We start from the raw sequence: 24,822 nt of genomic DNA on the forward strand, positions 1-24,822 counted from the left end.
GTCCTGCTTCATACTCCTTCAGAATGGCTAATTTCTCTTCCCCGCAGTACTCATTTATTTGAGACATGAAAAAACTCCCCTTGATAAACAGGTTTTTATTATTTCACCTGTCTACCTAAAGGGGAGCATATCACCGAGGCGGTTGGCCTTATCGTATGAATGAAGCTATCCCTTGAGCGAGCCTGCAAGCGCGCCGGATATGAAGTAGCGCTGCAAAAACACGAACAAAACGATCATCGGCAATGCCGTGGTCACGACACCGGCCAGCAGCACCGGATAATCGGTAATATATTCGCCGCGGAATTGGAGCATCGCAAGCGGAAGCGTCAGCTTATCCTTGCCGTTAAGCAGCAGCATCGGGAACAGGAGATCATTCCATACAATGACGAATAGGAATGCAGCCGTCGCTGCAAGATATGGGGCGCTAAGCGGGAGCGCGATACGCGCAAGCAGCGTCCATTCCCCTGCGCCATCGATCTCGCCGGCCTCCAATATTTCCTTAGGCAGCGTCTTCATGAAGCCCGTCAGCATGAACACCGATAGCGGCAGCAAAACGGATACCGACACGATAACGAGCCCCGTAAGCGAATTGCTCCACCCTAGCTTATGGACGAAAGAGTAGATCGGGATCATATTGACCTGCGACGGCACCATAAGACCGACAGCGAATAAGCCGAATACGACTGCTCCGACTCTTTTTCCCGAGCGCATAATGCCGTACCCGATGAAACCTGCAAGCATCAGCTCCAGCGCTACGGTACTTAACGTAACGGCGATGCTGTTGCGGAAGTATCCCCACATCGGCTGTCCGTCGAACAACGATTTGTAATTATGGAACGACAGCGACTTTGGCAATCCCAGCGGACTTGCATAGAACTGAGGCGTCGTCTTAAGCGACGTGAACAATACGATAAGCAGCGGAGCGATAATCGCGGCCGCGAACAGGAGCAGCAGCAATCTTCCTAACCATTTGAACGCCAAACCATACCACCTGCCTGCCTACTAGTAAGATACACGATCCGTCCGCAGCGCGCGGAACTGAAGAAACGTAATGAGCGAAATCAGAATGAGAAAATATACGGACGCCGTCGACGCCTTGCCGAACGTATAGTTCATGAATGCCGAATTGTAAATATAGGTCGACAATATTTCGGTTGAATACGCCGGGCCGCCGCCGGTCATCGTGAAGACGAGATCAAACGCCTTGAACGATTGAATCGTCGTGTACGATACGACGATCACTGCTGCAGGAGCAAGCAACGGCCAGATGACACGCCAGAACAGCTGCAGCTTCGTCGCTCCGTCAAGCTTCGCGGATTCCACAAGCTCTTCGGGGATTGCCTGCAGGCCGGCAACGAACAGAATAACCATCTGTCCGATATGCGCCCACGCTTGCACCGCAGCGATCGAGAAGATCGCAATGCCTGCGTCGCCGAGCCAGTTCTGCGTCCAGGAGGACAGGCCGACGGCCTCAAGCGCATTGTTGAGCATGCCGAGCGACGGATCGTAGACGAATGTCCAAATAAAACCGACAGACACCGACGACAATATCGTTGGCACAAAATAAAGCGATCGCAGCGCGACGTTCACCTTCGTCTGCTTCGACAGCTGAAGCGCGAGCAGCAGCGAAACGACCGTCTGTAGCACGACGACGGCGGCCATGAACTTGATATTGTTCACGATCGACTTGTGAAAAATAATATCCTTGGCCACGTTGCCGTAATTATYCGCGCCGATAAACTGATAGGACGGCGATAAGCCGTCCCAATCGGTCAAGGAATAATAGAAGCCCGTTACCGTCGGATAAAGGAAGAGCGCCAAATAAAGCGCCACGCCAGGCAAGAAGAACGGTAACAGCTTCAGATTCTTCTTCATGTCCTTACTTGCCTATCTGCTGATCGACGATCGTTTGTGCATCCGCCGCAGCTTTCGCCGGATCCGTTCCCCCAAGCACCGCTTGAATKGAGCTCGTAACCGCTTTTTGAACTTCCGCGTTTTTGATCGTGAAGCGCGGCTGGAAGCGCGTATTCTTCGACGTCCACTCCGCGACTGCTTTTAATTCATCGCTTGTATATTCTACGTCTTTAATCGTTACGTTCTGACCCGTGCCGTTCGCATATTCGCCCGCAATGTCTTGGCGGCTAAGGAACTCGATGAATGTCTTCGCTTCTTCCGGATGCTTCGACTTGCTGTTCACCGCCAGCATGAACGTCGTCGTATGAATGCCTTCGAACACGGCTTGGTCAGCCGGTACCGTAATCGGTGCGAGCAGGCCTTGTTGAAGCTCCGGATTGTTTTTCTTATTGCCTACAAGCTGGTAAGAGCCCGTTGCCAAAATAGCTGCTTTCTCTTGTACGAACAGCGCACCTGCAGCGTCGCCCTTCGTTCCGAGCGCGTCCTTCTGGAAGTAGCCTTTATCGTTCAGCTCCTTGAACTGAGTCAGCGTCTTCACCCACCACTCGTCGGTCAGCTTCGCTTCGCCAGCTTCGAGCTTCTCGAAGATCGCCTCGTCCGGCGCGTTGTTCATGACCATCGGGTTCATGAACTGGCCTGGTCCGATATCCGCGCCCGGGAATGCAATCGGCACGATGCCTTCTTGCTTCAGCTTCTCGGCTGCCGCAAGGAAGCCATCCCAATCCTTCGGCACTTCGATGCCGTATTTCTCAAACAGCTTCACGTTATAGATAGGAATGTTATACACGAGCTGGTAAGGCAGCGCCAGCTGCTTGCCATCCTTCTGTCCGGCTTTAATGAGTGTATCCGTAAAGTTGGCTACGAACGGGGCGCCGCTCAGATCGGTGAATAGCCCCGCCTTCGCGATCGCTTCGAATTGCGCGCCAGGGAACGATGCGAACACATCGCCTACCGAGCCGTCAAGCAGCTTGGCTTGCGCCGTCGATTGATATTGATCGGACGGGAATACTTGCGTCTCTACCTTGATGTTCGTATGCTCGGCTTCAAACTTCTTAATAATCTCGTCGAGCACCGCCGCATCCTCTCCGCGCCAGTGAATGAAGCTGATCGTGACCGGCTTGCCGCCTTCGGCTTCGCCTCCCGGAGCAGCCGCAGTTTCACCCGGTTTATTGCCTGTATTCGTATTATTAGAGCCGCAAGCTGCAAGCAYCGTGCTTAGTACGAGCATAAGCGCCAATAATGCCAATTGCGGTTTCTTAATCTGAATTTGTCTCATATCCATTCCTCCGATAAATTAAGTATGGATGCCTCTAGCGGCCAGCTTCTGCTTCACAAGAGGCAACAATAGCTCGCCCGATATACGGGCTTCTTCCAAATGCGGGTAACCCGACAAAATAAACGACGTTACGCCAGCCTCGACGAATTCGATCAAGCGATCGGATACTTGCTCCGGCGTGCCAACAAATGTGACGGCGCCGCCCCCGCGAATAGCGGACAAGCCCGACCACAGATTCGGTCCAATGACATAATTCTGCTCCTTCGAGCCGCTGAACAGGTCCATCTGACGTTTTTGATTCAGCGCATCCGTCTTCGAGTGCAGCTTTTCCTTCGATTTCAACTGCTCGGGATCGGCTTTGCTAAGAATGTTCCAAGCGGCTGCCCAAGCTTCTTCTTCGGTCTCCCGTACGACTACCTGCGCCCTAATGCCGTAGCGCAGCTTGCGGTCGATGCCCTTCTTCTCCTTGAGCTCAGCCAAGTAGGTCTCCATCTCGGCAATTTGGCCTTCGATCCAATCGAGCGGCTCGGTCCACATCAAGTACACATCGGCCGTCTCGGCGGCTACGCGCTTGCCCGCTTCCGAGCTGCCTCCGAAGTAAAGCGGTGGATGCGGCTGCTGGAGCGGCACCGGCTTGCTTACGCCGCCTTCCACTTCGTAATGCTGGCCGGCGTAATTGAAGCCTTCCGCTCCGGATTCCGGCTGCTGCCATACGCCCTTAACGACTTCAAGAAACTCCTTCGTCCGTTCATACCGCTCATCATGGCTTCCATGAAGCGGATCCCCCGTTGCCTTCAGATCAGCCGGGTAATGACCGGTCACGACATTAATGAGCGCTCTTCCTCCCGACATCCGATCCAGCGTGGAGGCCATCCGCGCAGCCAGTACCGGCGTAATCAGTCCCGGTCTCATCGCGATAAGCGGCTTCAGCTTCTTCGTTGCGGATGCGACCCAAGATCCAACGATCCATCCATCCCAACATTCGCCACCGGCCGGTATTAACGCGAACTCATAACCCGCTTCCTCGGCAGCCTGTGCGACCTCTACGAAATATTGCTGCGACGGCTCTCTCTCCGGCTTAACGCCGATGTATCGTCCATCTCCGTTCGTTGGAATGAACCAGCCGAATTCTACTTGTGCCCCTGTCTGATTACTCATTGCTGTTGTCCCCTTTACGCTTCGTTATCGTGAAGTAAAGAATGGTATCTCATATGAAATAGATTGCAACCACAAACGCTTGCGATGCGATTATCGTTGAACCGCCAGTTGTCCGGAAGATAACCAACAAACCTTATCGGATTAATTTGTTACCTGAATAATATCAATCAAGCTGATGCGGGTCAATGTCAATTTGTATGTTGAATCGTTTGTCATTTTGTGGTTTCATTGATTTTAAATGCAGGTGTAAAAGGAGCGGTTGCCATGTTCGAGCAGATGAGAGAGGATAACCACGAGCTGTTGGAAATTCATTATTTTACGCCATCGTCCTTCGAGAAAGCAGGCGCGGCTTGGCCTATCCGACTCGGCGCGAATATGGCCAAACCGAACTATCATATCGGGCCCCGTATATCGCCCTATTATTATTTAATCGCCGTAATTGAAGGAGAAGGCACCTTCCATCAAGGCGGCCAGACGTATGCGCTGCGTCCGAACGATATTTATTGCTTGTTCCCGCAGGTGACGCATGAATATTAYACCTCCGAGCAGGCGCTGCTGCGCAAGGCGTTCTTCGCCTTCGACGGCAAACATGCGCTTCAACTGCTGGAGCGAATCGGGCTAACGCCATACAGCCCGTATATGCGGGGCGGACTTACAAGCGAAGCGCTCCAAGCCATGGAGGGCTTCTTCGAGCTCGTCACCAATAAAGAACGGCCGCACTCTGATCTCGCTCGGCTATCTGTATTCCATCGTATCTTCGATGTGTTAACCGTTCCATCGAGCGGACCGAAAGCTCATGCAGCATCCTCCGGCACCTGGCTGCAGCAAGCGAGGGATTACATCGAGATTCACTATGCTGACGGCATCTCGATCGAGAGCGTAGCCGATTATATCGGCATTGAGCGTACTCACTTGTCCAAGTCGTTTCATCGCGCTTTCGGCCAATCGCCAATGAAATATGTGCAGCAGCTGCGAATGAACGAGGCGGTGCTGCTGATGAAGCAGACCGACTATAAGCTGTCCGAAATCGCGCTTTCCGTCGGCTATCCCGACTTGTTCTCGTTCTCCAAAGCATTCAAGAAGCAGATGGGAATGGCTCCGGCTATTTATCGAAAAGGGGAACAATAACGTTTGGAAGGAAATAAGCGGACATAACAAATAGCGGCGCAGGAACACCTTACTGCGCCGCTATTTGTTCATTTGTCCTATTCTGCAGACGTTCCGTCAAACACAGTGACCCGTTCAGCAGCCGGGATACGGGGCTGGACGTTCGGTATCATTGCGGGGTAGCCGACATGGAGATTGCCAAGCACCTTCTCGCCTGGACGAATGCCCATCGCTTCGCGGAAGACCGCTTCAAGCAGCCACGGATACGTCTCCCAGACGAGACCGATGCCACGCTCCCACGCAAGCAAGCTGAAGTTGTGGATCACGCAGCTCGTCGAGGCGTAGTCCTCTTCCCGCACGATCAAATTCGTGCTCTCTTCCATGACGACCGTAATAATCATCGGAATGGACATGATTTTATCATAAAACTTCTGCCCCGTAGCCTCGCGCTTCGACGCATCGGGCTCACGGATTTCCTTCATGCGGCGGACCGCCTCGGCCATACGGCGCTTGCCTTCGCCGGTGCTGATAATAAACCGCCAAGGCTGCGTCATATGGTAATTCGGCACCCATACTGCCGTATCCAGCAGCTCCATTGCCAGCTCGACCGGCACGTCCTTCGGCTCAAACCGGTGCACCGAGCGCCTCTCCTTAATGAGCTGCGTTAACTCCATACGTAGCACCCTCTTTCTGCATAATAAATCGAAGCAAGCCGCTTATAAGCGGATGTATGACCGACACATGCCCCTCGTTCTCGAACTTGCGGTATGCCAACCTGAGCAACCCTTGCTCCTCATACGGCTGCAGCAGCAGATGCAGCTGTTCGGCTTCTTCGACCATTGACGGCTTCTCTTCCGAGCCGATTCCAATGTAAAGCGCGATCGGTGCACGCTTCGGCAAGCGAGCAAGCGCGATCGGCAGTCGATCGAGCAGCGTAGAGCCGTTCCACCAGATGGACGGGCTGCCAGCAATATACGCTGAGAACGCCTCCGGCCTCTCGGTCAGCACATACAGCGCGAACCATCCTCCCAAGGAATGGCCGAAGAGCGACTGCCGCTCGCGATCAATGTGGAAGCGCCGTTCGACGGCCGGCTTCAGCTCCTCCTCGATAAAGGCGAGAAACTCGCTCGCGCCGCCCGTCTCCGGCCAAGCCGAGCCATCCGGCCGTGCAGGCAGCTTCGATGAATCGCCCTTCTCCGTATAATCGAAGAAGCGCCGATCCGACACAATCGGTTGATCGGAGGGATATCCGATGGCGACAACGACGCATGGTTCGAAGCCGCGCGGCGGACGGCCCTGCAGACGAACGGCTTCAGCGAGCGACCCGAAAGAAGCATTGCCGTCCAGCGTATACAGCACCGGATACCCTTGCTCGGGTGGCGGCGCCGAAGGCACATAGACGAATATCCGATACTCCCGTCCCGTACGCCTCGCGTGCATACTCCACTGGCGCGTACCCGATATCGTGTAGGCAAGCTCCTTGACAGCGCGGTCAGATGCTCCGGCCTCTCCTTCTGCGAATAGGAAAGCGAGTGCTTCGGGGAAGTGGGTCGCCATGCAATACAAATCATGCGTTCCGCCTTCCGTAAGCTCAAACCGGATACGTCTCGCATCGCCATCCTTCGCGAGCCAAGCTGCATGCGCCCGCTTCGTATACGGCACCATGTTCTGCTGTGCATTTTTCTTATAGATCCCTTCGCAATCGCCGACGGACATATAGATCCGAATATGCTCGGCTAGAGCTGGCTGCTCCAGCACGTAATCCAACACGCCTTTATACCAAAATGAAGTCGACAGCAAGCCCAGTCTGCCGAACGTATCTGGTCGCCAATACCCTGCAAACATCGAGATGAGACCGCCGAAGGAGCCGCCGATGATCGCCGTATTCGCGGCGTCCGGCAGCGTTCGATAATTTGTATCGATATATAGCTTGACGATGTCTGCAAGCTCATCGACATAAGCGCGCCCATGGCCGCCGAAATCAGGATAGCTTTCCAGCAGTGAAACCGCGGGCCATGGCGTATAATCGTTATTTCGGTCAGGGGATTCGACGCCGACGAGAATAAGCTCCGGCAGCCTCCCCTGCCGGAATAGAAGCTCAAGCTGATTCAAGCAGGCTTCGAATAGCTCGCCTCCGTCTTGTACATAAGCTACGGGATACCGCGCCTCCGGCGACGTTCCGTAAGAGCTCGGCAGGTAGAGAAGAAGTCCGCGCCCCTGGACCGACAGTTTCTGATATCTGTTCATCGTAAGTTAACTCCCTTCCTTCCGGCTGAATCGTTATGCTTGTCTCGATCGCATTAGCAAGTAGACAAAATAAGGCACGCCAATAATCGAGATGACAATACCCGCCGCGAGCTCCGCCGGAGCGAACAACGTCTTGCCGATGAAATCGGCGGTTATCACCATCGCCGCCCCTGCCAATCCGCTGATTGGCAGACTTAGCCGGTGCTGAAGACCGACGAGCCGTCTCGCCATATGGGGCGCGATCAGCCCGACGAAGCCAATGCTGCCGGATACGGCTACGCTGGCGCTGACAAGCCCGATGCTGCCCAGCAGCAGCTTGTTGCGTTCGCGCTCGACCGATACGCCGAGACTTCTGACGCTGGACTCTTCCAGTTGGAACAGATCGAGGATTTGCGCCCTCATCCAAAGCAGCGGTACGAGAACGATGATCCATGGCAGCATCATAACGACGAACTTCCAATTCGCGCTGTATATGCTCCCGGCCATCCAGACCGCAGCCATCTCGAAATCGCGCGGATTCATTTTAAGCGAAACGTACATCGTAACCGCCCCGAACCCTAAGGAGACGCCAATGCCGACAAGAACAAGGCGCTGCGGATCGACGCTTCCCCGCTCGCGGGCGAACAGATAGATCATCGCCGTCGCCGCCAAGCCGCCGGCAACCCCGAACATCGGCATCGTGAATACGGCGAGCCAACCGGTAGTATTCATCTCTCCCTGAAATAGAAACATGAACAGCACTACCGCCATCCCTGCGCCCGCATTAATGCCTAGAATACCAGGGTCGGCCAGCCCGTTGCGCGTAACGCCTTGTATGACCGCCCCCGCAACGCCGAGCGCGAAGCCGACTAACGCGCCCAGCACGATACGCGGCAAGCGGAACTCGAATACGACCAAGTCATGCTCATGATTCGGATCAAGCCGCAGCAGCGTTTTCACAACATCGAGCACCGACATATCGAACGTGCCGTTCGTCAGACTGAGATATACGGCGCAAGCAATAACGGCCAGCAGCCCCGCGAGCACGGCCATGTACTTTCGAGCCGAAGAGTTACGCATGCTTGCCGCCTCCCCTTGTCTTAATTAGGTAGAGGAAAAAAGGAACGCCGAACAATGCCGTAACGACGCCGATTGGCGTCTCGAACGGGTAGTTGAAGAAACGCGTGATCAAGTCGCAGAGCGCCAGGAACAGTCCCCCGAGCACGCCCGATATGGGAATAATCCATTTGTAGTCGACGCCGGACAGAAATCTGGCGATATGGGGGACAATCAGTCCGACAAAAGCAATTTTGCCGGCCAGCGCCACGGATACGCCCGTCAGAATAACGACCGACAGCATCGTCAAGCCTTTAATCAGCTTCGTGCGAACGCCTAGATTGGCCGACACCTCGTCTCCGAGTGAGAGCACGGTAACGGAATTCGATAAGGCAAACGCAAGACCTAACCCGACAATCGCGAACGGAATGGACAGCTTGATCAGTTCCGGATCAAGCTGATGCAGCCGGGCATTGTACCAAAAGCTAAGCCCCTGGGAGATTTGGTTATAGGTCGCAACGGCTTCCGCCACCCCGCTAAGGAAAGTTCCGATAATCGTGCCTAGTATAGCAAGCCGAACCGGCGACATCCCGTGCGGAATGAGCCATGCGATGCCGAATACGAGCCCGGCTCCAAGCGCCGAGCCGATCATCGACAGCGTAATGAGGCCAACCGAATGCGTATTCGGCAAATACACCATAGCGAGCGTTACAACAAATACCGAGCCGTCCGATACGCCCATAATAGAGGGAGAAGCAAGATAGTTTCTTGTCATCCCCTGCATGAGCGCTCCCGATACGGCAAGAAAGGCGCCTATTAACATGGCGCCGATCACCCTTGGCAAGCGGGAGGTCATCACGATCTGATGGTCAACATTGTTCGCGTCGAACCGGACGACGGACTCCCATATTTCATTAGCCGATATGCTTTTCGCTCCGTAAAGGACCGATAATACGATCATAATAATTGCCGCTACCGGAGCAAGCATAAGAATGATCGCCGGCAGCGCGGTTTTTTTTCGCATAAATAACACGCCTTATTAAATCTATTGGGTCAAGCTGCTTACTGCTGCTTTAAGAAATTCGATTTTGCTGTACGCCGTGCCGCCTTGCGCAAGCGGATCGACGACGTTGACGAACGCCTTGCCATTTTTAAGCGCGTTAACGTTTTTGATAATCGGGTTGTTCTGCAGATCTTCCAGCGCGTTCGGCGTCTCAACATTCTCGTCCGCTGAGAACTGTACGAACAAGTAGTCTGGATTCATCTCTGCGAACTTCTCTACCGACACTGCTTCCTGTGCCTTCGCTGCGGTAATCTCCGCCGGCACTTCAATGCCCAGATCGCCGTACAGTACCGGATTGAAGAATACAGCCTCCGGATAGACGAAGATCTCGCCTCCGCGAATGCGCACGGCTACAACCTTCTTGCCCTTCATGCTATCGCCCAGCTTCGTCTTCGCCGCATCGAGGTCCGTCTTATACTGCGAGATAGCCTGTGCCGCTTGCTCCTGTTTGCCGCTCAGCTCTCCGAGCAGCTGTAGGTTCGCTTCCCAGTTCGTCGCGATGTGGGAATAAGGAATCGTCGGCGCGATTTTTTCCAATTGCTCGGTAACCTCAGGCTTGAACTTCGACGAACCGATAATGACGTCAGGCTTCAGCGCCAAAATCGACTCGAAGTTAGGCTCGGTCTTCTCACCGATCGACTCCGCGCCTTCCGTAATCGACTGGAACAATGGAGGGAATACGCCGGAGAATGTAATGGCGCCAACTGGATTTACATCCAGGACGATAGAATCTTCCATCGCTTCTACTGCGCCTGTAATAACGATGCGCTCCGTGCTTGCCGGAAGCACGTACTCTTTATCCAAGTATTTAACGGTTTTGGTCGTTGCTGCAGGCTCCTCTTTCGGCGCCTCCGTAGCAGGTGTGTTCGAAGCCGGCGTGTTCGACGCTCCCGTATTGCCCGTATTCGTGTTGTTGCCGTTGCTTCCGCATGCTGCCGCTAACATTGCCATGATGACGAGCAGACCTATACTTAACATTGCTTTTTTCATAATGAACAAAAATCTCCCTTCGACTAATAAAGCTTTTATTGAGAATGACTATCATTATTGATAGTAATCGAAGAGTGTACTTGCGACCATGGACAAAATCCTGAACCTTTATGGACGTTTTCCTGATAAAAAGCCCAGAGCGTCGTCCAGCATCCGTTCCATGGCGCTTGCTGAATATTCGCGCCAAGGGTCGGAGGCGATTAATTTCACCTTCTCATCGCGAACGGCATGCAGGGACAGCCACTCTGGCGACTGGCGGAGCGCTTTCCACGCTTCCAGCGTCTCCGTCTCCTGGCAGATGAGCAGCAGCACCACATCTGCTTCAATCCCGCTGAGCTCCTCAAGCGTAATTGGACGATCGAACGGCAGCATCGCACCTGCGATCGGAAATGTCGCGCCAAGCGAGCCAAACAGAACATCTGCCATGCCGCGGTTGCAATGAACATACAGCTGGTTTTTGATTAGCCGTACCGTAAGAATCGCCCGGCCTTCGCTTTCCAAGCTCTCGCGTGCGCGAAGCGCTTTTCGATCATACGCCTCGATCCACCGCTCAGCCTCGTCGCTCTCGTCCAACCGATCCGCAACCGCGCGCAGCCCCGCCCGCCAGCCGGCTTCCTCTCCGGGCAACTCGTAGACCTCGGCCTGCTCCAGAAGCTTCGCTTTCTCTTCCGACTCAAGTCCGGCCGGGCAAATAATGAAAGATGGCTTCGCAGCAGCAAGCGTGGCCAGATTGGCCTCCTTATGGTAGTTGTGGCGATAGGCGTCCAAATGAACGGCAATGTCCGCGCCTATCAAGCTGTAATAGTATCCTGCCCACTTTGAGTGTAGAGGAGCGGCATATGGTACGACATGCAGCGGCGTCAAATAACCGAGAAGCGATGCGGAGCCGTACACCGCAAGCCTGTTCCTTCGCTTCTTAATAAAGGCAGTTGGAGAGAGGCCGACCGACTTGCGGAATTTGCGGCTGAAATAAAACTCGTCCTCGTATCCGACCATATGCGCAATATCTTTAAGACGAATGTCCGAGCTGAGCATCAGCCGCTTCGCTTTGCTCATTCGGACATGCGTCAGATGATCCAGCGCGCTTACGCCGTAATGCTTCTTGAACAAATCAACAAAATATTTCGGACTGAGCTCCGCGATTCCCGCCAGCCGCTCAATCGTCAGTTCCTCGCCGTAATGCTCATCCATATACGTCTTTGCCTGCTCAAGCGCCTCGCGGCTGTCCGCTTTTGGACGTCTGCGCGCAGCCGAGAATATCTCATAGAGCAATTCCTGCAGGGTCATCTGCGCCCGCCAGCGGGAAAGCGGATCCTCGCTCCCATGCTGCTCCTTCATCATTCGGCACRGCCCGCTTAATCGGCCGGCTGGCGACAGCGCAACGCCATCCCATCGACCGACGAGCTCCTTCGCATGCTCCGCAAGCAGCTTTCCCTGGCTTCGGCTCGATTCGCGGAACAATCGGAAGTGAATGACGGCAACGGCGCATTCCTCTCCGATCACTCCCTCGAAGCCGAATGTGCTCTCTGCCGGAGCGACGTATACCGTCTCCTGCTTCATGCGAACAATTGAAGCATCCCGCATCAATGTTCCCGAACCGTTCAGCAGCACAAGCAACGCGTTATGAATCGTCAGCTGCGGCATCATACGAAGAGCCTGGCCGCCTGACACAATCTCGATATCCCACAGCTTCGCTGTTAACTCATCAATTCCGTTCCCGAGCAATGGCTCGACTTGCTCGTTTCCTTTTATATGCAGTGCCATTGGCAACTCTCCCGTAAATGATAGTGATAATCATATTCATTTAAGTGTATCAAATATGAACCAGCTTTGAAATGGTCTACAGCAATCAGAGGAACTGCAATAGCTGAAAATAGCTCACATCAGAGCGACAAAAAGCCCTCATCCTACGATCATGATGAGGGCTTGCTTGATCTATTTTTGAGGAATTGTATACGAAGTAGTAAGAGCCTCCCAACCGCCGCCGTAGTAAGCTTTTACGGCTTGACGGGAGAAAGTTAGGACGTTTCCTTGGCGATGGAGCAGAGTAAGCTGGTCACCTGGGTAATCCGCCTCTAAAGGCCCCCAACCCTCCAACATCCGCTGCTCCTTCTCGGTAAATAATTGCTTGTATAAGTAGACAAATTCCTTGGTGGATAACTGAATACCCATTAACATTCTCGTATCATGCGTACGAATAAGCAAATAATCGTTGTAAACTGCTTCAACGGTAAAGACGGTATTAAGCCCCGTTATTTCCGCTAGATCATAGCTGCTGACAGCCACACCATCGGGTTGTACGAGCTTCAGAACCGCTTGGTCAAGCATGACCGCGTTTCCGTTAACGGTGCTAATGCTTTTTTCATTGTCGACATTATGTGTATACAGAACGCTCGATCTTGCAACAATAGCGCCGTCCTTAATGATCACGCTTGAAATCTGATCATTAATATGGGGCTCTCCGTAATTATCTTTTATGGTGACCAGCAAGCTTTCTCCCAGCTTCTCCGCTTGAAGAGACACCGTTCCCCAGTTGCCCTTCAGCTCCTGAACGACGTTTTTGATCGCCACCGGCGTCTTAAAGTTGTCCGAATAATACAAGGTTTTGCCGTCTGTATCCAGCCACACGGCTGTATGGCCAACAACCGCGGTATGAAAACTCTGCTCATACCCGATTTCGACCGTACTGCTTTTCGCGTTCCACTTGATGTCGGCATTCATAAGCGCGGCAAAGAAGCGCAACGGCATATAGGTAACGCCATTAATCGTTGTCGGCGGAACGTCGAAAGTTGCTTGCTTTCCGTTCAGAACGTACGTTTTTGATCCCAGAATAAATTCAACGGTCGAATCGGGATGCACGATTGTTATTTGTCGGCTTGTGCCATTCCAGTTCACTTGAGCTCCAAACTGCGTGGATAAATCACGAATCGGAATAAGCACTCTCCCATTTCTCATGACCGGAGCATGGCTTAAAGTCAATTGACTCCCATTCCAAGATACTGTAATCGGAATTGGTGCGGAGATTGATTTCGCTGAATCTGTGTATGCAGAGGTATTGGCGTAGGCTTGCGATCCCGGGTAACCGCTGATGATCAAACATCCCATTAAAATCGCAGCTCCGATATGGCGCTTCATCATAGTAATAGTCCACTTCCTTTCGTATATCTACCTAGACGAAATGTTTTTGGAATAGTTTCCAAATTGAACAAAAAAGCGACAGTCTAAGACGAGATTTACTCGTCCTTGCTGTCGCTTTTTCATTTATAGTATTATGTAAATTTTATTTATGCTGCATCGTTTTTCGGTGCCTTAAGGTGACCACAACCGAACAAGCGGCAATAATGCCGGCTAGAACGATAGCGGTGATGGCGACGGCGGTGTGCGCCTGCTGCTGCTTGACGAAGATGGCGACGAATGCCCAGACGAAGACGAGCATGAAGACCGGATCGCGCCTAGTCGCACCAACCCATATAGCTAATACGAAAGCGACGGACAGCATGATGATCGCCCACGTTTCCTCGGATAAGCCGAAACCCTGCCATTCGGCGGCGTACAGGGCGCATGCGATATTGACGATGGTTGCCACGCTGATCCAGCCTAAGTAGAGACTGAAGGGCAGCCTCACCAGCCAGCGATCGGAGCTTATTGCAGCCGTCCGCACACCGGACGAGTTGATTCTCAAATAAATGGCGATAAGCGATAACAAGAGCGCGAGCATAATGAATACGCTGCTGTTCACATATTCATAATGCCAAGCCAGCAGCCAAGCAACGTTGAATAGACAGCTAAGGATGAAATAGATGCCGACCGCCTGAACGGCTTTGCTCTTCCTTCCCCTCTTGGTAAAAGAATAGACCACAAAAGCGATCAGCAGCGCATAAATGACAAGCCATATGCCGAATGCGTATCCGGCTGGTGTAATCAATACCGGATACTGCGCGGAAAGTTCGCCCGTCGTTTTGCCGCCAAGCGGCAGTCGGTCTGCCAACACATTCATGACAATAACCAGGACAAGCGCAGCCGCATTTAGAACCCTCATCATATCAACCCTCTCGGTGAGTCGTTATGATTGATACATACCCATCTTGTCCGGTATTTATTCATATGGGCCTTGTCTTTAGACAGCTATTCGATTCGTGCCGCCCATAATCCGCTATTCAGAATCAGCTTGCGGTACGCCTCCACCTTGAAGGCCGACAGCTGATGTCCGGGCATCAAATAGACAATACGACCAAGTCCGTATTCATGCGCCCATCCCGCCGGCCATTTCTCTCCTTCATGATTGTATTCGGCAAGTATCGTTGTCCGCTGGAGCGGATTGAACGCGAACCGATACGGCTCGTCATCGACCGTGAAGGGGGCAATTCCCTGCATGATCGGATGATCCGGCGCGCTGATCCCGATCGGCAGCGCCGTAAATGCGGGATGGCCCGTAAACGCAGCCCCCAGCATGCTCGCCAGCTCGTCATTGCGCTGCAACGATATGCCGTTATGAATAGCAAGCAAACCGCCTCCGCTTGCCACATACGATAGCAGCGCCGCAACCTGATCGGCTGGCAGCGGCTTCTCCCTCATAAATTCCGTGTAAGAGATGAATAGCCTGTGCGAAGACAGCTCCTCCGTATTCAATCGTTCGTATTGATCCGTACTCTCCACCTGCAAACGGCCCTCGAAGATGGACTCGAGTTCCTTATCGATATCGTTAAACGGATGGTACCTCGCATCCGTATAGTGACCTAGCGCAAGCGCCTTATTTCGGCGTTGTTCCATGACCCCTCATCCTCTCCGCGGGATAGCCCCGTACCGCTTAAGAGCGGCACGGGGCTATCCCTTTCTAATTGAATTACTTCCAAAGCTCCACTCGGTCCTTAACGAGCTGCGTCATATGCTCGTTCACCTTCTGGATGCCCATTTTATCAAGATCCTTCATGAAGTTATCCCATACCGCGTCGAATTGCTCCGGCTTCGCCATAATGGCCTCAGGAATGCGCTTCTTCATGATTTCATCGGCTTTTTTCGCCAAAACGTCAACCTCCGAGCCCGTTTCCTTCGGAATATTCCACGCCGCGCCCCACGCCTTGACCGGGAATTCGTCGGCTTGCGGCCATAAGTCGAGATATCGCTCCACGCCATAATGGCTTAGCGTCTCGCGGTCGGCATCGGAATAAGCCGCGATGATCTGGCTCTTGAAGTTCGTCGTATACGGACTGCCGGAAGGGTCAAGCACGCCGTCCCCGTACATTGGAGCGAAGTTGTAATTGCCGATCCCGCTTTCCTTCGCGTAATTGCTTGCATCGTTCGATTTCTTATCCTGTATCTCTTGCGGAATGACGCGAGCACCGTTCTCCACTTTATAGTCGACGCCCTCGATGCCCCAGTTGCGCAGCACTTGCCCTTCGTCGGAAGCCATGTAATCGAGCATCTTGATCAGCTCTTCCGGATGCTTGGAGCTCGTCGTAATGCCGATGCCGTAGCCCGCCAAGTAACCCGTGCTCTGCGTGTCTTTGCGCTTGATGCTAGCGTCCATCGTAACCGGAAAGCGAGCGTACGTCTGGTCGAACTTGCCTTCCTTCTTCAATACCTGTTCCGCGTCATAGTAATCCCATACCTGATCGATTATGCCGAGCACCCTACCTGTCGATACTTTGGATTTGTATTGGTCGTACTTCTGCGTGAAGCTGTCTTTGTCCAAAATACCGGTGTTGAACAGATGGTTCAACCAACGGAAATATTCTTTCTCCTGCGGACGAAGATAGTGATAGACCGCCTCGTGCGTGTCGTCGTCGATTTGGAATTCCCCGTCATCCGAGCCGCCCGTTACGGAAAAGGCCGGGTTGGTCGTCGAAAGCTTAATCTGCCATTCGCCCGCGTTAAGCGTCATGCCGATCGTCGGCTGGCCGTCGGTCGTCGGATTTTGGTCCAAATACGTCCGGATCGCGTTCTCGTAATCTTCGATCGTCTTCAGCTCCGGGTAACCAAGCTCCTTTAGCACCCTGTGCTGGATTTGGAAGCCGCCGTTCGCCTCAAGCTGTTCGCCGCCGACGCCCGCATAAGGCAGGAAGTAGATCGCGTCGTCGTCCTTGCTCCATACGAGACGGTTCATGTAATCGCCGTACACCTTCTTGATGTTCGGACCGTACTCGTCGATGAGCGGACGAAGGTCGATCATCGCTCCCGCGTCGACAAGCTTGCCCATATCCTTCTCCGGAATGATCATGTCCGGATACTCGCCGCTCGAGATCATAAGCGGAATCTTCTGGGCGGTCGCGCTGCCGACCGGGAATTCGATCTTAAGCGTCGCGCCCGTCTTCTCCGTAATCTGCTTGCCGATGCGGCTCTGCATCTCGTCCCAGGATCCGTTCGTGCTTGCGCTGTAGACGGTCGCCGTGAACGGCTTCACTCCACCCGCTTCATTGCCGGGCGTATTCCCTTCGCCAGTCTCGCCGTTGCCACCGCCGTTGCCAGAGCAACCGGCCGCTACGAGCAGCGTCGATGCCAGCACGCCTGCCGCTAACGCTCTTGCTTTCTTTTTGAACAAAATAAACTACCTCCCCTAATATCTTATCTATGCGCAGCACAGGTTTCCCTGTTGGTGCCTGCCTTGACCGCAAATCAAGCTTTGACCGCCCCGAGCGTCACGCCTTTGACGAAATACTTCTGAACGAAAGGGTACACGAGCAGAATCGGTACGGTACACAGAATCGTAATCGCCATTTTGATCGACTCCGGCGATACGCTGGCCATGTTTTGCACCGCGCCGGGGTTGTAGGTCGCCTCGGTGAACGTCTGCGTGCTCTGCAGCACCTTCATAAGCTCGAATTGTAGCGTCGTGAGCTGCTCCTTGGAGCTGTTGTACAAGTACGTATCGAACCAAGAGTTCCATTGTCCAACCGCAATGAAGAGCGCGACTGTTGCGAGAACGGGCGAGCATAACGGCAATATGATTTTATAGAAAATCTTAAAGTCGTTGGCGCCGTCGATCTTCGCCGACTCTTGCAGCGCATGGGGCAGCCCCGCGATGTACGAGCGAATGATGAACATATTCCATACGCTCAAGATGCCGGGAATGATGTACACGCCGAACGTGCCGAGCAGATTCAGATTGCGAATAAGCATGTAGACGGGAATGAGTCCGCCGCTGAAATACATCGTTAGAACGAACAGCGTCGAGAACAGCTTCCTCGCTTGGAAATCCGCCCGGCTCAGCACGTAAGCGACCATGGATGCGCTTAGCACGCCCACTAAAGTTCCGATTGCCGCTCGCAGCACCGAATTGCGGAAGCCGATAATCAAGTTCGGGTATTGCAGAATCGTTTCGTAGTTTTGCAGCGTGAACGCCCTCGGCCAAACATAAATGCTTCCCTTCACCGTATCGGACGACTCGTTAAGCGAAATCGCCAGCACGTTCAAGAACGGGTAGAGCGTAACGACGGCAACGAGGCACATGACGATGTACAAGAAGATGTCGAAGCCCAGCTCGCCRCGGCCTCTGTGTAAAGATTGTCTCATTGCAGTCCATCCCTTCTAAATGATGCTTTCTTTGGTGATTCGCCGATAAATGCCGTTCGCGGTCAACACCAGGAAGATGCCGACGACCGAATTGAAAATGCCGATTGCCGTACCGAACGAATAGCGTGACATGCCGAAGCCGTAATCGAGCGCGTAGAGATCGAGCACGCGGGCATATTCCGATACGACCGAGTTGCTGAGCAAAAACTGCTTCTCGAAGCCGATGCTGATCAGATGGCCGATCGAAAGAATAAGCAATACCATGAACGTCGTCCGTATGCCGGGCAGCGTAATATGCCACATTTTGCGGAAGCGGTTCGCCCCGTCGACCGTAGCGGCCTCGTACTGCTCTTGATCGATGCCGGCCATGGCAGCCAGAAAAATAATCGAGTTCCAGCCCGTCTCCTTCCACATGTCCGATACCGTGACGATGGACCAGAAATATTCGCCCTTCGCCAAAAACTGAATCGGTTCTTGGATGAAGCCCAGCGAAAGGAGCAGCTCGTTCACCGCCCCTCCCTCCACGGAGAGCATTTTCGTAACCAAACCCGCGACGACGACCCATGAGACGAAATGGGGCAAGTAGGATACTGTCTGGATGGCGCGCTTGAAAACGCTTCCTCTTATCTCATTAATGAATAACGCGAAGATGATCGGGACCGTAAAACCAACGACCAGTCCCATGACGCTCATCGCGAGCGTATTCCTTAATACGAGATAGAAGCCTTCATCCTGGAACAGCGTAATGAAATGCTCGAAGCCCACCCATTTCTGATCCAGTATCGCTTTGCCCGGCTTGTAGTTCTGAAACGCCATCAGCCAGCCCCAAATCGGCGTGTAGCTGAAGATGAGCAACCAAACGACGAATGGAACAGTCATGAAGTAGAGGTAACGCTGCTGGGCCATTTTTCGGAAAAAAGGATGGTTCATCGGCTCTCGCCTCCCCCTCTGATCGGCAGCCACTTTAGCACCCGCTGAATGTATTCGTCCCAGAAGCTCCACTCATGCCCCCGTTCCGGCGCGACCTCGTATTCAAGGCTCACCCGGGAGGCAAATTGGCTGTAAAAAGATTTATTGATCGTATAGTTAAAATCGTTCGTTCCGCATGCCATGTAGAAACTCGGAAGCTCCGTGCCCGCAGCCAAATGCTGCTCCAGCACCCATGCCAAGTCGTTCTGGCTTCTTTCATACTGCTCGGTCGAGCCGAACGTCAGCTTCGCCATATCCAACATCATTTGGTTGCCGATCGATGGAGCCGGACTGAGCCGATCCCGCTGATCGAGACTCCCCGACAAGCTGGCGACGGCGGCGAATCGGTCCGGGCAACAGATGCCGAGCTTGAAGGCGCCATACCCGCCCATCGACAAGCCGGCCGCGAACGTGTCCTCGCGAAGCGGCGAGACGGGGAACAGATCACGGATAATATCCGGCAGCTCCTCCGACAAATAAGTAAAGTACGGAAAACCTTGCTTCTGATCTGCGTAGAAGCTGTATTGGACCGACGGCATGACGACGACGATGCCTAGCTCCTCGACGTAACGCTCCAGCGACGTCCGTCTCATCCAGCTCGTATGGTTGTCGGAGCCGCCATGGAGCAAATACAACACCGGATAAGGCTGCCGGAACGATTGGCTGAAATGTCCTTGCTTGCGCTTCAGCCGCTGCGGTATGAGCACATGGACCGTGTCGGCCAAGCCGAGCGTCTCCGAGAACAGCTCTACCTGTACAAATGCCATAATCAAACCTCCAACTCGTAAGAAGAAACGCCTGACGGCGTCCTTTTCTATAGACTCCATCGTTTCGTCGAAACGTATAGAGAAAGGATGAGCAAAATCATATACTTTCCTATACGTCAAGCGTAAACGGGCTATCGCCGTCTTTTGGCGGCGTAAGCTGTCGTTTCGCGGATGAAATATAAGCACAGTATAAAAAATTTTATACTTTCTTATATTTTTAAAAAGATAAAATACGTCCATTGTAACCGCGAAGCACAAGCTGCTCCTCGTCCACCTGCTGATCAAAGAAATAGTCAACGGCACGCTCGCCCGCTTCCGCAATCGTCAGCTCCCCACGGTCGGATAGCTGACCGCCCATATAAGACTTGATCCAGCCCGGGTGATACAGCCGGAACCGATAGCCGTCCGGCCGCAGACGGTTGAACAGGATTTTGACGTACATATTGAGCGCGGCCTTGGACATGCAGTAGGAATAGAAGTCCGTCCGGCCGCTCTCCGTTACGCTGCCCGCCTCGGATGAAATGAACATCAGCCGTTTCCCGCTCCCCTTCTCCAGCATGTCGTGGAAGGCTTCCGTCACTCGAATCGCGCCGATCGCGTTGATGTTATACACTTCCAGCATCGTCTCGTAGTTTTGCTTGAACGGCTCATCGTCCGGGCTTCGTCCGTTGACCCCCGCGTTGTTAATAATGGCGTCGAGCCGATCCGTTGTTTGCATGATCCGTCGCTTAGCCTCGTCAACGCTATCTTGACTGCCTATGTCCAGCGAAATAAGGTGCAGTCTCTCCGGATATTGCTGCTGAAGCGTTTCAAGCTCGTTCCATTTGTTCAAATATTGTCCGGCGAATACCGTATGACCGCGCCTCAGCAGTTCTTCCGTCATGCCATATCCGAGGCCCCGGTCCGCGCCGGTAATGAGAATGTTCATGTTTGTCGTTCATCCTTTCTATAGGAGCATCATAATGACGCTTGGAAAAATGCAGATAACCGCGACAAGCCTAACCGTATGCATAACGACGACCGGCGTCGTATCGCAGCCGAGATCCTTTGCGATCATCGACATCTCTTGAATGCCGCCCGGCGTAATCGCCAGCACGCTAGTCGTAATGTCCAGCGAAGTCAGCTTGAACATCGCATAGCCTAAAATAACCGTGAACAATATAAGCGCCGCCGTCATGATCAGAATCGGAATAATCAAATGCCTAACTGCGACTAAGCTTTCCTTCGTCATGTTCGAGCCAATCAGGGCGCCGACCCCGGCTTGAAGGAAAAATCCGAATTTCTTCGGCACGTAACCCCGTCCCGTTCGGACATTGAACATGCCGCTGAATAATACGCCTCCGACCATGCCGCCAGCCGGCACCTTCAAGAGGATGAACAGCAGACCGCCGAACAAGCTGGAAAGCATCGTTAGCGCGAAGTTTCCGGTTTGCTCTTTGGCGGCAGGCGACCAACGCCAACGCCGCTTCGGCGCTTCCGAGGCCGCGCTTATCTCCCGGGCTGCTGCTCCCAGCGCGCTGTCCCGCTCTTGCCCGTGTCCCGGTCTCGGCTTCCGTTCAAACTTTCTGGCCAACAACTTGAACACGGGCGGATACAGCAAATAGATGCTGAATAACCGGAAAATCTGCAGAATGGAGACGGTCGTCGTATCGCCGTTCATCTCCTCGATAATCAGCGCCATATCCGATACGCCGCCCGGCGCGGCCGCATACATTGCCGTCGTCAGATCGAGATGGCTGAGCTTGAAGAGCGAGTAGCCCAGAACGATATTGATGACGATCAGACCGAGTATAAGCAGTAGTGCCGGCTTGACTAGCCTCTTTAAGTTGAACAAGTCGGATCTGCTGATCGCATGGCCTAGAAGCGCCCCTCCTGCCATTTGCAGGATAGGTCTTGCCAAACCCGGGACTGCTGCCGCTCCCGTCAGAACGTGAAAGGCGGATACGCCGATCATGCCGCCGACCAAAGCGCCTGCCGGGATTTTTAACCGCTTGGCCAGCCAGCCCGTTGCAATCGCGATTGAAAAAGTAATGATCATTTGAAGCGAGCTGCTCATGTCGTCAATTCTGTATTCCTCCCGCCCGCGATGAACCGCTTTCATTTAATGAAATCACTTGCATCGGAAACCGCTTATCATACGCATGCAGATGAAGCGGCTCGACAATCGGCCTCTCGTCCAGCAGCAGCCGATAACCGATTTCTCCCGAGCTGCAGGATGGCCAGTATGGCAGCCCCGGATGATTCGGATTGCCCTTCGTCACAAAAGCCATCCACGCTTCGTTCATCCACTCATCCATGTAGGCATGCTCGGGATCATAACCGTCTTCGCGCTCCGCCGTGCTGACTCCGAACAGATAAGGCATTTCCGAGGAATGGTTCGGTAAGCCTCGACCTTCGAAGTCCCAGCGGTAGCACCACACCTCGCAGCCGCTCTCCGCAAGCAGCTGCGTAAGCGAGATGCTCGCATTGCCGTACACATACTGCGTCTGCAGCTTGCCGAAGGCGATGCTCGGATGAGCTTGATGGGCGAACTGCTTATACTTTTCGAGAAGCCCTTCGCCGTGGTTGCCGTAGGTGTAGAAAAGCTTGTCGGGTACGTCTGCCTCGTCGAATGCAGGATCTGCCTCTGCCGGCGTCAGCTCCTCTCGGGCATAGCCGATAAGCACCGGCGTAGAGCCCAGCTTGCCCGAGCCGATGTAGCTTTCGGGCGTTTCATGGTACACATGCCCATCGATGACCGGGCCGAACAGATGGGCTGACGAGAACTGCGCGTACGCTTCAACCTGTGCAGCCAGCAGCTCTTCGGCTTTCAGACGCTGCAGCCTTTCCTCCGCAGCGTCTGCGTCCTTCCGCCCCTCTATGCCAAGCGGCCGCAATACGCGGTTCGCCAGTTCCATTGCCGTTGCGCGGTCTCGAATGCACTGCACGCCCCCGCTCTGGATAATGGCCCTGCTGTAAAGGCCCCGCGCTAGCGGTGTGACCATCAGATTCGCGACCGACTTGCCCCCTGCCGACTGCCCCATCAGAATGATGTTGTCCGGGTCGCCGCCGAACGAAGCGATGTTGTCCCTCACCCATCGCAGCGCGAACAGCTGATCAAGCAAGCCGCAATTGCCGGACTGGGCGTACCGTTCACCAAGAATATCGCCCAAATAGAGATAACCGAATGCGCCCAGTCGATAATTAGGCGACACCATGACGGCATCCTTGCTCCTAATAAGCCGGTGCCCGGCGTAAAATGCGTCGGAATTCGAGCCCTCCACATGGCCTCCCCCATGAATGAAGAAGATGACGGGCCGCTTGCTGCCGTCTGCCGCCGGCGTCCATATATTCAGGTTCAAGCAGTCCTCCGAATAGGAGAAGCCTTCCTCTTGCGTCTGCTGCATAGCACGGTTGCCGTATTTCGTTGCATCCTTAACACCGTCCCATGCTTCCGGCGCTTGAGGCGGTTGGAAGCGCAAGCTTCCGACCGGAGCCCTCGCATACGGGACCCCTTTGAACGAAAGCATGCCGTTATCGAGGTGTCCTCGTATCTTGCCGTAACGCGTCTCCACAATCACACGCTCACCCCCTTCATGCCGCACGCTTTGCCTTGCTTGAGACCAAGTATAGTCTTGACCGTTCTAAACGTCTAATACATAATCATTCATATCAAACATAGCCTGAAGGTTATGAATCTGTTAGGAGGATCGTTATGGAATTGTTGCAATTACRGTATTTCTGCAAGGTTGCCCAGTGCGGCAGCATTACGCGCGCGGCCGATGAATGCCATGTTTCGCAGCCCTCGATCAGCAAGACAATTGCCTTGCTGGAGAAGGAGGTCGGCGTGCTGCTATTCGACCGGATAGGCCGATCGATTCAATTGAACCAGCACGGAGCGAAGTTCTACAAGCATGCCATCGCGATCGTTAACCATGTTGACGATTCGCTGCTGGAGCTGAAGGATGCTACCGAGGAGCCTAGCGGGAAAGTAAGGCTGCTTATCCTTGCGGCATCCAACCTGATGCCCGATCTGTTCATCAACTTTTATAAAATTTACCCGAAAATCAATCTGCAACTGGTGCGCAGGGACAAGGACGAATCGCTTCTGTCGAACGACTGGGATCTGTGCATATCGGCTACGCCGTCGCATTATCCGGAGCTGAACAATACGCTCTTGCTCAAAGAAGATCTGGTGCTCGCGGTTCATGCCGACCACCCGCTGGCCAAGCGAAAAAGCATCCATCTCGGCGAGGCTGCCGAATACAATTTCATCAGCTATACGAAAGGCGCGAGCATACGGACGCTCTCCGACAGCCTCTGCCACTTCTCCGGCTTTCAACCGAATATCGTGTTCGAGAGCGACAGCGTGCAGACGGTGAAGGTCATGCTGCAGGCTAAAGTCGGCATCGCGTTGATTCCTTCCATCACGCAGCGGTCCATTCTGAGCCCCAGTATCGTCCCCGTCACGATCGAGAAGCCGGAAAGCCACCGCGATATTAACCTATCTTGGAGAGGCAACCGCTATATGTCTAACGCGACGAAAACGTTCAAGGACTTTACGATCGAGCTGTTTAAGACCATTAACGATCAACGCCAGTAAAAGAACAAAATCACCTAACAGGAAATTATCGTACTGGCCGACGGTTAATTATCCGCCGGGTACATGGCTCATTAGGTACATTTCGTCGAACTAATCTTAGTTGCCATACGGTTGCGAGCTCGATAGTTGCCTTTCATCGAACTAATTCGGCCGATTCGCCACCCATTCACCAAACTAGCCCGTTTAGTTGCCTGATATCGAACTA

Annotated in this window: 22 protein-coding genes; 2 read left to right on the forward strand and 20 right to left on the reverse strand. The window is 53.6% G+C overall.

Annotation, left to right across the window (positions count from 1 at the left end; genetic code table 11):
- Window positions 1-165: 165 nt before the first annotated feature.
- The 4 genes from AB4Z33_RS25855 to AB4Z33_RS25870 are packed head-to-tail and all read right to left on the reverse strand — an operon-like array spanning window position 166 to window position 4,348.
- Window positions 166-981: a carbohydrate ABC transporter permease gene (locus AB4Z33_RS25855; protein ID WP_442052652.1), complete on the reverse strand. Its 816-nt coding sequence runs from the start codon at window positions 979-981 to the stop codon at window positions 166-168.
- Between the two features lie 21 nt (window positions 982-1,002).
- Complete coding sequence (locus AB4Z33_RS25860; RefSeq protein WP_442052653.1) at window positions 1,003-1,875, reverse strand: carbohydrate ABC transporter permease; 873 nt, start codon at window positions 1,873-1,875, stop codon at window positions 1,003-1,005.
- 4 nt (window positions 1,876-1,879) lie between these two features.
- Window positions 1,880-3,190: an ABC transporter substrate-binding protein gene (locus tag AB4Z33_RS25865; protein WP_442052654.1), complete on the reverse strand. Its 1,311-nt coding sequence runs from the start codon at window positions 3,188-3,190 to the stop codon at window positions 1,880-1,882.
- Between the two features lie 18 nt (window positions 3,191-3,208).
- On the reverse strand, window positions 3,209-4,348 hold the full coding sequence (locus AB4Z33_RS25870; RefSeq protein ID WP_442052655.1) for an LLM class flavin-dependent oxidoreductase: 1,140 nt from the start codon (window positions 4,346-4,348) through the stop codon (window positions 3,209-3,211).
- A gap of 264 nt (window positions 4,349-4,612) precedes the next feature.
- On the opposite strand from AB4Z33_RS25870, the gene AB4Z33_RS25875 reads away from it, so the two are divergent.
- On the forward strand, window positions 4,613-5,476 hold the full coding sequence (locus tag AB4Z33_RS25875; RefSeq protein WP_442052656.1) for a helix-turn-helix domain-containing protein: 864 nt from the start codon (window positions 4,613-4,615) through the stop codon (window positions 5,474-5,476).
- 77 nt (window positions 5,477-5,553) lie between these two features.
- Here AB4Z33_RS25875 and AB4Z33_RS25880 read toward each other — a convergent pair whose 3' ends face one another.
- From AB4Z33_RS25880 to AB4Z33_RS25955, 16 genes are all read right to left on the reverse strand, one after another.
- A complete protein-coding gene (locus tag AB4Z33_RS25880) occupies window positions 5,554-6,129 on the reverse strand; it encodes a nitroreductase family protein (RefSeq protein WP_442052657.1) in 576 nt (191 codons plus the stop codon).
- The gene (locus AB4Z33_RS25885) at window positions 6,107-7,702 is read right to left on the reverse strand and encodes an alpha/beta hydrolase (RefSeq protein ID WP_442052658.1); all 1,596 of its coding nucleotides are present in this window, start codon (window positions 7,700-7,702) and stop codon (window positions 6,107-6,109) included. The genes AB4Z33_RS25880 and AB4Z33_RS25885 overlap by 23 nt, the downstream gene beginning before the upstream one ends.
- Window positions 7,703-7,735: 33 nt before the next feature.
- Window positions 7,736-8,761: a FecCD family ABC transporter permease gene (locus AB4Z33_RS25890; protein ID WP_442052659.1), complete on the reverse strand. Its 1,026-nt coding sequence runs from the start codon at window positions 8,759-8,761 to the stop codon at window positions 7,736-7,738.
- Window positions 8,754-9,761, reverse strand: a complete 1,008-nt coding sequence (locus AB4Z33_RS25895; protein WP_442052660.1) for a FecCD family ABC transporter permease — start codon at window positions 9,759-9,761, stop codon at window positions 8,754-8,756. Before AB4Z33_RS25895 ends, AB4Z33_RS25890 begins: the two co-directional genes overlap by 8 nt.
- Before the next feature lie 21 nt (window positions 9,762-9,782).
- Complete coding sequence (locus tag AB4Z33_RS25900; protein WP_442052661.1) at window positions 9,783-10,790, reverse strand: ABC transporter substrate-binding protein; 1,008 nt, start codon at window positions 10,788-10,790, stop codon at window positions 9,783-9,785.
- 108 nt (window positions 10,791-10,898) lie between these two features.
- The gene (locus tag AB4Z33_RS25905; protein WP_442052662.1) at window positions 10,899-12,554 is read right to left on the reverse strand and encodes an AraC family transcriptional regulator; all 1,656 of its coding nucleotides are present in this window, start codon (window positions 12,552-12,554) and stop codon (window positions 10,899-10,901) included.
- A gap of 171 nt (window positions 12,555-12,725) precedes the next feature.
- A complete protein-coding gene (locus tag AB4Z33_RS25910) occupies window positions 12,726-13,928 on the reverse strand; it encodes a copper amine oxidase N-terminal domain-containing protein (protein ID WP_442052663.1) in 1,203 nt (400 codons plus the stop codon).
- A gap of 142 nt (window positions 13,929-14,070) precedes the next feature.
- Window positions 14,071-14,832 carry a tryptophan-rich sensory protein gene (locus tag AB4Z33_RS25915; RefSeq protein WP_442052664.1) on the reverse strand — a complete coding sequence of 254 codons (762 nt, stop codon included), beginning with the start codon at window positions 14,830-14,832 and terminating at the stop codon, window positions 14,071-14,073.
- A gap of 83 nt (window positions 14,833-14,915) precedes the next feature.
- Window positions 14,916-15,560 carry a ThuA domain-containing protein gene (locus tag AB4Z33_RS25920; protein ID WP_442052665.1) on the reverse strand — a complete coding sequence of 215 codons (645 nt, stop codon included), beginning with the start codon at window positions 15,558-15,560 and terminating at the stop codon, window positions 14,916-14,918.
- Window positions 15,561-15,633: 73 nt separating this feature from the next.
- Window positions 15,634-17,331 carry an ABC transporter substrate-binding protein gene (locus AB4Z33_RS25925; RefSeq protein ID WP_442052673.1) on the reverse strand — a complete coding sequence of 566 codons (1,698 nt, stop codon included), beginning with the start codon at window positions 17,329-17,331 and terminating at the stop codon, window positions 15,634-15,636.
- Window positions 17,332-17,402: 71 nt separating this feature from the next.
- The gene (locus AB4Z33_RS25930) at window positions 17,403-18,299 is read right to left on the reverse strand and encodes a carbohydrate ABC transporter permease (RefSeq protein WP_442052666.1); all 897 of its coding nucleotides are present in this window, start codon (window positions 18,297-18,299) and stop codon (window positions 17,403-17,405) included.
- A 15-nt stretch (window positions 18,300-18,314) separates the two neighbouring features.
- Window positions 18,315-19,229: an ABC transporter permease gene (locus AB4Z33_RS25935; protein ID WP_442052667.1), complete on the reverse strand. Its 915-nt coding sequence runs from the start codon at window positions 19,227-19,229 to the stop codon at window positions 18,315-18,317.
- Window positions 19,226-20,035 (reverse strand): alpha/beta hydrolase, encoded by an 810-nt coding sequence (locus AB4Z33_RS25940; protein ID WP_442052668.1) that lies wholly within the window; start codon window positions 20,033-20,035, stop codon window positions 19,226-19,228. Before AB4Z33_RS25940 ends, AB4Z33_RS25935 begins: the two co-directional genes overlap by 4 nt.
- A 217-nt stretch (window positions 20,036-20,252) precedes the next feature.
- Entirely contained in the window at window positions 20,253-20,963 is a 711-nt protein-coding gene (locus tag AB4Z33_RS25945; RefSeq protein WP_442052669.1) for an SDR family NAD(P)-dependent oxidoreductase, read from the reverse strand.
- 18 nt (window positions 20,964-20,981) lie between these two features.
- Complete coding sequence (locus tag AB4Z33_RS25950) at window positions 20,982-22,136, reverse strand: AbrB family transcriptional regulator (RefSeq protein WP_442052670.1); 1,155 nt, start codon at window positions 22,134-22,136, stop codon at window positions 20,982-20,984.
- A complete protein-coding gene (locus AB4Z33_RS25955) occupies window positions 22,096-23,595 on the reverse strand; it encodes a carboxylesterase/lipase family protein (protein WP_442052671.1) in 1,500 nt (499 codons plus the stop codon). The genes AB4Z33_RS25950 and AB4Z33_RS25955 overlap by 41 nt, the downstream gene beginning before the upstream one ends.
- Before the next feature lie 134 nt (window positions 23,596-23,729).
- Here AB4Z33_RS25955 and AB4Z33_RS25960 point away from each other — a divergent pair, with 134 nt between their 5' ends.
- The gene (locus AB4Z33_RS25960; protein ID WP_442052672.1) at window positions 23,730-24,617 is read left to right on the forward strand and encodes a LysR family transcriptional regulator; all 888 of its coding nucleotides are present in this window, start codon (window positions 23,730-23,732) and stop codon (window positions 24,615-24,617) included.
- Window positions 24,618-24,822: the final 205 nt, after the last annotated feature.

This window comes from Paenibacillus sp. 2TAB19 (assembly GCF_052115185.1).
Lineage (GTDB): Bacteria > Bacillota > Bacilli > Paenibacillales > Paenibacillaceae > Pristimantibacillus.